12 protein-coding genes are annotated in these 11,170 nt (G+C 71.1%); 10 read left to right on the top strand and 2 right to left on the bottom strand.

Annotated elements, in window-relative coordinates:
• From ACYQ0U_RS07020 to ACYQ0U_RS07005, 4 genes are all read left to right on the top strand, one after another.
• Window positions 1-388: DUF6318 family protein (locus ACYQ0U_RS07020; RefSeq protein ID WP_459970947.1), on the top strand; the 388-nt coding region annotated here is incomplete at its 5' end.
• A 23-nt stretch (window positions 389-411) separates the two neighbouring features.
• The gene (locus tag ACYQ0U_RS07015) at window positions 412-1,209 is read left to right on the top strand and encodes a hypothetical protein (protein WP_459970944.1); all 798 of its coding nucleotides are present in this window, start codon (window positions 412-414) and stop codon (window positions 1,207-1,209) included.
• Window positions 1,210-1,251: 42 nt separating this feature from the next.
• Window positions 1,252-3,018 (top strand): proline--tRNA ligase, encoded by a 1,767-nt coding sequence (locus tag ACYQ0U_RS07010; RefSeq protein ID WP_459970941.1) that lies wholly within the window; start codon window positions 1,252-1,254, stop codon window positions 3,016-3,018.
• The gene (locus ACYQ0U_RS07005) at window positions 3,015-3,713 is read left to right on the top strand and encodes an HAD family hydrolase (protein ID WP_459970939.1); all 699 of its coding nucleotides are present in this window, start codon (window positions 3,015-3,017) and stop codon (window positions 3,711-3,713) included. Before ACYQ0U_RS07010 ends, ACYQ0U_RS07005 begins: the two co-directional genes overlap by 4 nt.
• Window positions 3,714-3,856: 143 nt before the next feature.
• Here the strand turns inward: ACYQ0U_RS07005 and ACYQ0U_RS07000 are convergent, their stop codons facing one another.
• Both ACYQ0U_RS07000 and ACYQ0U_RS06995 read right to left on the bottom strand, forming a co-directional pair.
• A complete protein-coding gene (locus ACYQ0U_RS07000; protein ID WP_459970937.1) occupies window positions 3,857-4,291 on the bottom strand; it encodes a DUF4439 domain-containing protein in 435 nt (144 codons plus the stop codon).
• Window positions 4,288-4,704, bottom strand: a complete 417-nt coding sequence (locus ACYQ0U_RS06995) for a hypothetical protein (protein ID WP_459970935.1) — start codon at window positions 4,702-4,704, stop codon at window positions 4,288-4,290. The genes ACYQ0U_RS07000 and ACYQ0U_RS06995 overlap by 4 nt, the downstream gene beginning before the upstream one ends.
• A gap of 87 nt (window positions 4,705-4,791) precedes the next feature.
• Between ACYQ0U_RS06995 and rimP the strand changes: the two genes are divergently transcribed.
• The 6 genes from rimP to truB all read left to right on the top strand — a co-directional run bounded on the left by rimP (window position 4,792) and on the right by truB (window position 11,151).
• Window positions 4,792-5,280: a ribosome maturation factor RimP gene (gene rimP, locus ACYQ0U_RS06990; protein ID WP_459970933.1), complete on the top strand. Its 489-nt coding sequence runs from the start codon at window positions 4,792-4,794 to the stop codon at window positions 5,278-5,280.
• Window positions 5,280-6,257: a transcription termination factor NusA gene (gene nusA / locus ACYQ0U_RS06985; protein WP_459970931.1), complete on the top strand. Its 978-nt coding sequence runs from the start codon at window positions 5,280-5,282 to the stop codon at window positions 6,255-6,257. Before rimP ends, nusA begins: the two co-directional genes overlap by 1 nt.
• Window positions 6,258-6,436: 179 nt before the next feature.
• A complete protein-coding gene (locus ACYQ0U_RS06980; RefSeq protein ID WP_459970928.1) occupies window positions 6,437-6,730 on the top strand; it encodes a YlxR family protein in 294 nt (97 codons plus the stop codon).
• A 132-nt stretch (window positions 6,731-6,862) separates the two neighbouring features.
• A complete protein-coding gene (infB, locus tag ACYQ0U_RS06975; protein WP_459970926.1) occupies window positions 6,863-9,700 on the top strand; it encodes a translation initiation factor IF-2 in 2,838 nt (945 codons plus the stop codon).
• 111 nt (window positions 9,701-9,811) lie between these two features.
• Window positions 9,812-10,294: a 30S ribosome-binding factor RbfA gene (gene rbfA, locus ACYQ0U_RS06970; RefSeq protein WP_459970924.1), complete on the top strand. Its 483-nt coding sequence runs from the start codon at window positions 9,812-9,814 to the stop codon at window positions 10,292-10,294.
• A gap of 35 nt (window positions 10,295-10,329) precedes the next feature.
• Window positions 10,330-11,151, top strand: coding sequence for a tRNA pseudouridine(55) synthase TruB (gene truB / locus ACYQ0U_RS06965; protein WP_459970963.1), 822 nt, complete (start codon window positions 10,330-10,332; stop codon window positions 11,149-11,151).
• The last annotated feature ends 19 nt before the right edge of the window (window positions 11,152-11,170 follow it).

The raw sequence follows: 11,170 nt of genomic DNA, 5'->3' as shown, positions 1-11,170 counted from the left end.
CTCGGATGCCGCCGCTGCTGAGGCGTTCGTGAAGTTCTACTGGGAATTGGTCGACTACGCGCAGCAGAGCGGGAACGTCGCTTCTCTGCGGTCTCTCGGGCAGAACTGTGTGACGTGCGAGGCGGGAATCAAGTCGATCACTGAGATCTACAGCGCGGGTGGAGAGATCCGTGGCGGGGAGGGGGCGATCTCGGATCTGCAGGCTCGGTTCTTGGCTGATTCGAGCCAGCGGGTGCTCGTGATCTTCACCCTGACCAACAGCTCCCAGGTCGTTGACTACCCGGGCGAGTCCCGCGACATCCACTACGAGGCCGGGGATCTCGCCTATCAGACCATCCTCAAGCACACGTCATCTGGTTGGCGTGTCCTCTTGGTGGGGGAGCAGTGAGACCGCCGCCGGTTGGGCTGTGTGTGGCGGTCTTGCTCCTATCGCTGCTCTTCGTCGACCGGGCCGCCGCAGTTCCCGGGCCGGGCAAACCGGAACCGCAGGTAGCGGCAGGGAACGAAGCCTTCACGGCGGCAGCTGGATCCGCCTTGTCGGGAAGCGACTCAAGTGTGCAGACGTTGACGTCGACCGACCCCATTGTCGACAGCTTCACAGTGCCTGTCTGCGCCCTGGGCGGCGCTCAGACATGTGGCGTCGTCGACACGTGCGACAGCGGCGACATCATGACGCTGACGACGTACGTGACGGCGAGTGGCGCTCTGACCAACGCCGTTAGGAATTGCCCTGTGGCTGGCGAGCCGCCGCAGCAAGCTGAGGTCAGCCCCGGCATGGTGGCGGCCGCGTTCCGCCGTATCCCGCTGCCGGCGTCGGAGCTGGTGGTGCAGCCGCCGGGTGGGCGGACGTTGGTGAACTTCGAGACGAACTTCTACACCGAGCCCGGCGAGTTCATGCGGACGGTCAGGCTGTTGGGTCGGCGGGTGGAGTTGCGGATCTGGCCGGTGTCGTTCGGGTGGCGGTTCGGGGACGGGGAGACCCGGCGGACGACGGAGCCGGGGGCGAGGTATCCGGACCTGGAGGTCACCCATCGTTATCTGAGCAGGGGGCGGGTGAGTCCGAGTGTGGACACGACGTACGCGGCGGAGTTCCGGGTGGGCGGCGGGCCGTGGCGTGCGGTGAACGGCACGGTGACGATCCCGGGGACACCGGAGGGACTGCGGGTGGTGACGGCGCGGCCGGTGCTGGTCGGGTCAGGTTCTCATTGACCGGTTGGTAAGACCGGCGGGGCACCGCCTAGCCTTCTCCGCATGATCATGCGGATGTCGAGCCTGTTCGTGCGCACCCTCCGGGACGACCCGGCGGACGCCGAGGTGCCGTCGCACAAGCTCCTCGTCCGCGCCGGATACATCCGCCGTGCCGCGCCGGGCATCTACACCTGGCTGCCGCTCGGCCTCAAGGTCCTGCGCCGCATCGAGAACGTCATCCGCGAGGAGATGAACGGCATCGGCGCGCAGGAGCTGAGCTTCCCCGCGCTGCTGCCCCGCGAGCCCTACGAGGCCACCAACCGGTGGACCGAGTACGGCGACAACATCTTCCGGCTCCAGGACCGCAAGGGCGCCGACTACCTGCTCGGCCCCACGCACGAGGAGATGTTCACCCTGGTGGTGAAGGACCTCTACTCGTCGTACAAGGACCTGCCGCTCTCGATCTACCAGATCCAGACGAAGTATCGCGACGAGTCGCGCCCCCGGGCCGGCCTCCTGCGTGGCCGCGAGTTCGTCATGAAGGACTCCTACTCCTTCGACGCCGACGACGCCGGCCTCGAGACCAGCTACCAGAAGCACCGCGACGCCTACATCCGGATCTTCGACCGGCTCGGCTTCGAGTACGTCATCGTGTCGGCGATGTCGGGCGCCATGGGCGGCTCCATGTCGGAGGAGTTCCTCGCCCGCGCCGACAACGGCGAGGACACCTACGTCCGCTGCTCGACCTGCGACTTCGCTGCCAACGTCGAGGCCGTGAGGGTCCCGGCTCCGAGCCCGGTGCCGTACGACGACGCGCCCGCCGCGCACGCCGAGCAGACGCCGGACACGCCCACGATCGAGACGCTGGTCAACCACCTCAACGACGCGTTCCCCCGCGACGACCGCCCGTGGGTGGCCGCCGACACGCTCAAGAACGTCCTGGTGATGCTGCACCACCCCGACGGCACTCGCGAGCCTCTCGCGATCGGCGTGCCCGGGGACCGCGACGTCGACCTCAAGCGCCTCGACGCGCAGGTCTACCCGGCCGAGATCGAGGCCTTCGACGAGGCCGAGTTCAAGAAGCACCCGACCCTGGCCAAGGGCTACATCGGACCCGGGGTGCTGGGGGAGAAGAACGAGTCCGGCATCCGCTACCTGGTCGACCCCCGCGTGGTCGAGGGCACCCGGTGGGTCACCGGGGCCGACACCCCGGGCAGCCACGTGCTCGACCTCGTCGCCGGCCGCGACTTCACCCCCGACGGCATCATCGAGGCCGCGGACGTGCGCGCCGGCGACCCGTGCCCTCACGGGGATGGGGTCCTCGAGACCGCGCGCGGGATCGAGATGGGCCACATCTTCGCGTTGGGGCGCAAGTTCGCCGACGCCCTCGGTCTCCAGGTGCTCGACGAGAACGGCAAGCTGGTCACCGTCACCATGGGCTCCTACGGGATCGGGGCCTCCCGCGCCGTCGCGGCCATCGCGGAGGGCACGCACGACGAGCTCGGCCTTGCCTGGCCGCGCGAGGTCGCGCCCGCCGACGTCCACCTGGTCGCCGCCGGCAAGGACGAGCACGTGTTCGCGGCCGCCGAGCGGATCGCCCACGAGCTCGACAAGGCCGGCATCGAGGTTCTCTACGACGACCGCGCCGGCAAGGTCAGCCCCGGCGTGAAGTTCAAGGACGCCGAGCTGATCGGCGTCCCGACCATCGTCGTCGTGGGCAAGGGCCTGGTCGACGGCACGGTCGAGGTGAAGGACCGCGCCACCGGCACCCGGGAGGACGTGCACGCCGACCACGTGGTCGACCACGTCGTACGCCTCGTGCGCGCATGATCCAGGCGGTCGTCTTCGACTGGGGCGGCACGCTCACGGCCTGGCACGACATCGACTTCCACGCGGAGTCGCTGGCGCTCGCCCAGGCGGTCGTCAACGCCGACCACGACGTCGAGGTCTCCCGCGAGCGGCTGCACGCGGCCGGCAGCACGATCTGGGGCCGCTCCCGCGACCAGCAGCGCAGCGCCACGATCGCCGACCTCTTCACCGAGGCCGGCCTCGAGCACGACCCGGAGCTCCTGCAGGCCTACTACGAGTTCTGGGAGCCGCACACGCTCACCGATCCCGACGTCGCGCCGCTCTTCACGGCGCTGCGCGAGCAGGGCATCAAGGTCGGAGTCCTCTCCAACACGATCTGGCCGCGTGCGTGGCACGAGAGCTTCTTCCGTCGCGACGGCGTGCTCGACCTGATCGACGGCGACGTCTACACGAGCGAGGTCCCGTGGACCAAGCCGTCGCCGCACGCCTTCCACGCCGCCCTGGACGCGGTGGGCGCCACGGACCCGGCTCGCTGCGTCTACGTGGGAGACCGGCTCTTCGACGACGTGTACGGCGCGCAGAACGCCGGGCTGCGGGCGATCCACGTGCCGCACAGCCGGATCCCGGCCGAGCAGGTGGGTCACACCGAAGGCGAGCCGGACGCCGTCGTGGACCGGCTGGCGGACATCGCCGCCGTCGTCCGACAGTGGTCCTGAGCTCTGCACCTTTGTGCAATGCAGAAAGGTGAGGTGTCGTTCCCCTCGCACCCTCTCCCGGTCTGTTGCATGCTTTTGCAAGAGCAGTCACCCCGCCAGTCCCCCCACATCCCGGCGGGGTGCGGCTCACCGGCCTCCAGGCCTCAGCGGTCCGCGTACTCGTTTGCCCCGGGGAACATCTCGGGAGTTCCCCGGAAGACGAGTTCGCGGACCGCTGCTTCATTCAGGGCCGCGATCGCCCGACTCCGGTTCTGCCCGGCGGTGTTCGCCACCAGCCAGGAGTACGTCGCCGCGCAGCTGCGCTCGACCTCCAGGGCAGCCGCGGTGACCTGGTCGGGGGTGTCCAGCGGCCGCGGCGTCTCGTAGGCCGCGTCGGCGGCGACCGGCGTCCCGCCGAGATCGGTGATCTCGCGCGCCAGCTGGTCGCGCCGGGCCCGGTGCGCGGCGTACGCCGCCGACACCGCGCCGAAGAGCGCCGGCGTCACCGAGCGTGAGGTGCGGCCCCCGAGGACGCCGAGGACGAAGACCGCGGCGTGCTCGGCGGCCAAGGTGGTCTGGAGCGGTTCGACCTCGCTCACAGCACCACCAGCCGCTGGGAGACGGCCGCCGACATCGAGGCGAGCAGCCGGGCCAGCTCGCCGCTCTCCGCGGCGAGCGCGGCGGACACCAGCGCGGCCCGGAGCTGCTTCTCGCGCTGCCGCAGGACGGCGGCGTCCACCCGGCGGCGTACGACCGCGGGATCGATCTCGCCTTCCAGCGCTGAGATGTGAGCCTCGTGGACGGCCGCGAGCTCGGGCCGGGACGCCGTCAGGCGCCACACCGCGGTGATCTCCGCGAGCACCTCGTCGACCAGCGTCTCGTCCGCGTCGGGCGTCGGCGAGGGCGGCGGGACGGGTGGTTCGGAGCCGTCGTCACAGCCCGCCACGGCGACCAGCCCGGCCGCGCCGAGGGCCAGCGCGGCGCGGCGGGGAAGGCGAGGACCGGCGGACACGGCGCCGACCCTATCCGCACTTCTGGCGACTCGCCCCGCAGCCGCTAAGGTGGACGATCAACAACAGCACAAGGAGGTCGCGCACCCGTGAGCAGTGCCAACCAGGACACCACCCGGGACCGGATCGAGGCAGAGCTCGACGACCCCCTCCGTGCCCTGGGCCTCGACCTCGAGGCTGTCGAGATCACCCCGGCCGGCAAGCGCCGGATCCTGCGGGTCGCCGTCGACAAGGACGGTGGCGTCACCCTGGACGAGGTCGCCGAGGCGACCCGTGAGGTGAACCGCGTCCTCGACGGCGACGTGATGGGCGAGCAGCCCTACACCCTCGAGGTCACTTCGCGCGGCGTCGACCGCCCGCTGACGCTGCCGCGCCACTGGCGCCGCAACGCGAGCCGGCTGGTGAAGGTCACCTTCGCCGACGGCTCGTCGGCCACGGGCCGGATCCTGGAGTCCGACGACGACGCGGCGACGATCGAGGTCAGCGGTAGGACGCGCACGGTGGCGTACGCCGAGGTGAAGAAGGCCCTGGTGCAGGTGGAGTTCAACCGCCGCACCGAGGAAGAGGAGGAAGCCTGATGGACATCGACATGAGCATCCTGCGGATGCTGGAGCGCGAGAAGGAGATCTCCTTCGACGTGCTCGTCGAGGCGATCGAGCAGGCGCTCCTCACGGCGTACCACAAGACGGCGGGCGCCCAGGACAAGGCGCGGGTCGAGCTGGACCGCAAGTCCGGCCACGTGACCGTGCTGGCCGCGGAGCTGGACGACGAGGGCAACACCGTCGGCGAGTACGACGACACTCCCGAGGGCTTCGGCCGGATCGCGGCGACCACCGCGAAGCAGATCATGCTCCAGCGGCTGCGCGACGCCGAGGACGACATCCGGTTCGGCGAGTTCTCCGGCAAGGAGGGCGACATCATCTCCGGGATCATCCAGCAGGGCCGGAACCCCGACGACGTGATGGTCGACCTCGGCAAGCTCGAGGCGCTGCTGCCGGTCGGCGAGCGGGTGCCGGGGGAGCGCTACGAGCACGGCACGCGCATCAAGTGCCTGGTCGTGTCGGTCCGCAAGGGCATGCGCGGCCCGCAGGTCGCGCTGTCGCGCTCGCACCCCAACCTCGTGAAGAAGCTCTTCGCGCTCGAGGTCCCCGAGATCGCCGACGGCACCGTCGAGATCGCCGCGATCGCCCGTGAGGCCGGCCACCGCACCAAGATCGCGGTGAAGTCGACCGCTCCGGGCGTCAACGCCAAGGGCGCCTGCATCGGCCCGATGGGCCAGCGGGTCCGCAACGTGATGTCGGAGCTGCACGGCGAGAAGATCGACATCGTCGACTGGTCCGAGGACCCCGGTGAGCTGGTCGCGCACGCGCTCTCGCCGGCCCGGGTCACCTCGGTGGAGATCGTCGACGCCGACGCCAAGTCGGCCCGCGTGGTCGTGCCCGACTTCCAGCTGTCGCTGGCGATCGGCAAGGAGGGGCAGAACGCCCGCCTCGCCGCCCGCCTGACCGGCTGGCGGATCGACATCCGCTCCGACGAGGCGCCCTCCGAGGAGTGATGCACCTCGTCGGCGCCGGCCCGACCGGCCGCCGCGAGCGGCTGATCGACCGCTGATCGGCCGCTCATCGGCCGACGGCCAGCTCCGGCGGAATGCGCAGCACCGGCCGGTCGTTGACGAGGTAGGTCGGCACGCCCCGGTTCGAAATAGGTGGCCGGTGCGCGGTAGGGTGATCGCCAGTGGCGAGTGAACACATCTCTTCTGCATGCCCGGGACCCGTCCGGACCTGCGTCGGGTGCCGGACACGAGCCGCCAAGGCTGAGTTGTTGCGGGTGACCGTCGGCTCGGATGCGCACGGCCACCCGGCCGTCGTACCGGACCCGAAGGGCACCACACCCGGCCGCGGGGCGCACCTGCACCCCACGACCGAGTGCTACGACCTCGCGGTGCGCCGGAAGGCGTTCGGGCGGGCCCTCCGGGTCACGACCGGGCTCTCCAGCGCACCGGTGGGGGACTACCTCGCAGCCGACTGACCACACCGTTGACCGACAGAAACTGGAGCAGCAGCTCATGAGCACTCGATGAGTACTTCGCGATGAGCGTGCACACCCACTAACGGTCTCGATCTACCCCCGGAACCCGGGTTCGAGGCCAGAAGGAGAAGCGTGGCTAAGACCCGAGTTCACGAACTCGCCAAGGAGTTCGGCGTCGAGAGCAAGTTCGTTCTCGAGAAGTTCAAGGAGATGGGGGAGTTCGTCAAGTCGGCGAGCTCGACCGTCGAGCTGCCTGCGGAGATGCGTTTCCGCAAGGAGTACGGCGACAAGCTGAAGGCCCAGACGGCCTCCTCCGGTGGCGCCGCCACCGAGGAGAGGCCGGTCGAGGCGGCCCCGGCGAAGAAGGCTCCGGCCAAGAAGGCCGCTGTCCCCGCTCCGGAGGCCGAGGTGCCCGCCGCGGCGCCGGCTGCGCCGGTGGAGGAGGCCGCCGAGGCCCCCGCACCGGCCAGGAAGGCCGCGCCCAAGCCGGGCCCGAAGCCGTCCCCCAAGGCCGACCAGTCCCCGGCCGAGCCCGAGGCGCCCGCCGCTGACGCGGCCCCCGCCGCCCCGGCGTCCCCGGCCGCACCTGCCGCCCCTGCGGCCCCGGGTCCCAAGGCGCCCGCCCCGCGGCCCGTGGGCCGTCCCGGCGCTCCGCGCCCCGGCAACAACCCGTTCGCGTCCAGCCAGGGCATGGGCAGCCGTCCGTCCCAGGGCGAGCGTCCCGCTCCGGCGACCGGTGGCGGCGACAACCGCCCGCCGCGTCCGCCGGCGGCCGGCGCCCGTCCCGGCATGCCGCGCCCGAACCCGGCGATGATGCCGAAGTCCCCGGCCGCGTTCGGCGGTGGCCCCGGTGGCCGCGCCGCCGGTGGCCCCGGTCGTCCGGGTGCTCCCGGCCGGGGCGGTGCCCCGGGCCGCGGTGGCGCTCCGGGTCGTCCCGGCGGCGGTGCCGGCGCCGGTGCCGGCGCTCCGGGTCGTCCCGGTGGCTTCGGCCCCAGCGGCGGTGGCCGTCCCGGCGGTGGCCGTCCCGGCCAGCGCGGCCAGACCCAGGGTGCCTTCGGTCGCCCGGGTGGCCCGTCGCGCCGTGGCCGCAAGTCGAAGCGGGCGCGTCGCCAGGAGTTCGAGGCCATGGAGGCCCCGACGATCGGCGGCGTGCGCGTCCGGAAGGGCAACGGTGAGACCGTCCGGCTGCCCCGCGGCGCGTCCCTGACCGACTTCGCCGAGAAGATCAACGTCGACGCCGCCTCGCTGGTGCAGATGCTGTTCAGCCTCGGCGAGATGGTGACCGCGACCGAGTCCGTCAACGACGAGACCCTCGAGCTGCTCGGCGAGGAGCTCAACTACGTCGTCCAGATCGTGTCCCCGGAGGACGAGGACCGCGAGCTGCTCGAGTCCTTCGACATCGAGTTCGGCGACGACGAGGACACCGACGAGAGCGACCTCGAGATCCGTCCGCCGGTCGTCACCGTCATGGGTCACGTCGACCACGGCAAGACCAAGCTCCTCGACGCGCTCCGCAGCGCGAACGTCGTCGCGGGCGAGGCCGGTGGCATCACCCAGCACATCGGTGCCTACCAGGTGCACACCGACGTCGACGGCGAGGACCGCCGCATCACGTTCATCGACACCCCGGGTCACGAGGCGTTCACCGCCATGCGTGCCCGTGGTTCGCAGTCCTCGGACATCGCGGTCCTCGTGGTCGCGGCGGACGACGGCGTGATGCCGCAGACCGTCGAGGCGCTCAACCACGCCAAGGCGGCCGGCGTACCGATCGTGGTCGCGGTCAACAAGATCGACAAGCCGGAAGCGGACCCGACCAAGGTCCGTGGCCAGCTGACCGAGTACGGCCTGGTGCCCGAGGAGTACGGCGGCGACACGATGTTCGTCGACGTCTCGGCCAAGTCCGAGCTCAACCTCGACAAGCTGCTCGAGGCGATCGTGCTCACCGCCGACGCGTCGCTCGACCTCCGGGCGCACGCGGACCGCGAGGCGCAGGGTCTGGTCATCGAGGCGCACCTGGACCGCGGTCGCGGCCCGGTCGCCACGATCCTGGTCCAGCGCGGCACGCTCCGCGTGGGCGACTCGATCGTCGCCGGCCCGGCCCACGGCCGTGTCCGCGCGATGCTCGACGAGTTCGGCAACGAGCTGAGCGAGGCCGGTCCGTCGCGTCCGGCGATGGTGCTCGGCCTGTCCGCCGTCCCCGGCGCCGGCCAGAACTTCATCGTGGTCGACGACGACCGGATGGCGCGCCAGATCGCCGAGAAGCGGGAGGCCCGCGAGCGGGCCGCCATGCAGGCGAAGCGCCGCGTGCGCCGTACCCTCGAGGACTTCATGGCCTCCATGGAGAAGGGCGAGAGCCAGGAGCTCAACCTCATCCTCAAGGGCGACGTGTCCGGTTCGGTCGAGGCGCTCGAGGACGCGCTGGCCAAGATCGACGTCGGCGACGAGGTCGGCATCCGGGTCATCGACCGTGGTGTCGGAGCGATCACCGAGACCAACGTCGACCTGGCCGCCGCCTCCGATGCGATCATCATCGGCTTCAACGTCCGCCCGCAGGGCAAGGCGACGGAGCTGGCGGACCGTGAGGGCGTGGAGATCCGGTACTACACCGTCATCTACCAGGCCATCGAGGAGATCGAGGCCGCGCTCAAGGGCATGCTCAAGCCGGAGTACGAGGAGTCGACCCTCGGCCAGGCGGAGATCCGCGCGATCTTCCGCTCGTCCAAGGTCGGCAACATCGCGGGCTGCATGGTCACCAGCGGCGTCATCCGCCGCAACGCCAAGGTCCGGGTCATCCGCGACGGCTCCGTCGTGGCGGACAACCTCGACCTCGCGTCGCTCAAGCGCGAGAAGGACGACGCGTCCGAGGTCCGCGAGGGCTTCGAGTGCGGTCTGGTGCTGCGCAACTTCCAGGACATCAAGGAAGGCGACGTCGTCGAGGCGTTCGAGATGCGGGAGATCCCCCGCGGCTGATTCACCGCCGAGTCGGCGCAGTCTCATCCCCCCGGGGCTGAGACTGCGCCGACTCGGCACTTCTACAGGCTGAGACAGCGCCGACTCGGCGTGGAGGAGTAAGAAGGAACCATGAGCAACCCTCGCGTCCGCAAGATCGCCGACCGGATCCAGGTCATCGTCGCGGAGATGCTGGAGCGCCGGATCAAGGACCCGCGGCTGGGCTTCGTCACCATCACCGACGTGCGGGTGACTGGCGACAGCCAGCAGGCCACGATCTTCTACACCGTCCTCGACGCGAGCGCCGACGACGACGACGCGCGGGCGGCGTCGGCGGCCGCGCTCGAGTCGGCCAAGGGGTTGCTGCGCTCCGAGGTCGCCAAGCAGCTCGGGATGCGGCACGCGCCGACGCTGACCTTCATCCACGACGCGCTGCCGGAGAACGCCCGGCACCTCGACGAGGTGCTCGCGCGGGCCAAGGCGCAGGACGAGGCGCTCGCGGCCGGGCGCGGCGCGACGTACGCCGGCGAGGCCGACCCGTACAAGAAGCCGCGCGAGGTCGGGGACGACGCCGACCTCGACACCGACCACGACGACGACCTCGACGACGAGTGACCGACGGTCTGATCGTCGTCGACAAGCCCGGCGGGATGACGTCGCACGACGTCGTCTCCCGGGTCCGCCGGCTGGCCGGCACCCGCAAGGTCGGCCACGCCGGCACGCTGGACCCGATGGCGACTGGCGTGCTGGTGCTGGGCGTCAACCGGGCCACCCGGCTGCTCGGCCACCTGATGCTCACCGAGAAGGCCTACGACGCGACGATCAGGCTGGGTGTCGCGACGACGACCGACGACGCGGAGGGCGAGGTGACGGCCGCGCTCGCCACCGACGGCCTCGACGAGGCCACGATCCGCTCGGCCGCGGCCGAGTTCGTCGGTGACCTCCTCCAGGTGCCCACCGCGGTGTCCGCGATCAAGGTCGACGGCAAGCGGGCCTACCAGCGCGTGCGCGACGGCGAGGAGGTCGAGCTGCAGGCCCGGCCGGTCACCGTGCACGAGCTGACGGTGACCGACGTGCGCGTGTCCGCGCACACCGAGCTCGACGTGTCGGTGCGCTGCTCCAGCGGCACCTACATCCGCGCGATCGCGCGCGACCTCGGCGCCCGGCTCGGGGTCGGGGGCCACCTCACCGCGCTGCGGCGTACGGCGGTCGGGCCCTACGCCCTCGCGGACGCCCACACGCTCGACGCGCTCGCCGACGAGTTCACGCTGCTGCCGATCGCCGAGGCCGCCCGCGCGGCGTTCCCCGCGGTCGACCTCGACGAGCGCCAGGCGGGCGACGTGCGGGTCGGGCGGCCGCTCGACCTCGACCTGGCCGGACTCACCGCGGTCTTCGCCCCGGACGGCTCGTTCCTCGCCCTGTACGAGCCGAGGGACGGACGGGCCCGCCCCGTCGCCGTGTTCACCGGGTGACCCCCGATAGTGTTCTCGC

Source organism: Nocardioides pyridinolyticus (assembly GCF_054653575.1).
The sequence above is the reverse complement of the archived record's forward strand: the minus strand, read 5'-3'. Positions and strand labels throughout refer to the sequence as shown.

Excerpts from the sequence above, each read along its gene's own strand:
- ACYQ0U_RS07010 (WP_459970941.1), top strand. The coding sequence starts at position 1,252 with ATGATCATGCGGATGTCGAGCCTGTTCGTGCGCACCCTCCGGGACGAC.
- rbfA (WP_459970924.1), top strand. The coding sequence starts at position 9,812 with ATGAGCAACCCTCGCGTCCGCAAGATCGCCGACCGGATCCAGGTCATC.
- ACYQ0U_RS07005 (WP_459970939.1), top strand. The coding sequence starts at position 3,015 with ATGATCCAGGCGGTCGTCTTCGACTGGGGCGGCACGCTCACGGCCTGG.
- nusA (WP_459970931.1), top strand. The coding sequence starts at position 5,280 with ATGGACATCGACATGAGCATCCTGCGGATGCTGGAGCGCGAGAAGGAG.
- truB (WP_459970963.1), top strand. The coding sequence starts at position 10,330 with ATGACGTCGCACGACGTCGTCTCCCGGGTCCGCCGGCTGGCCGGCACC.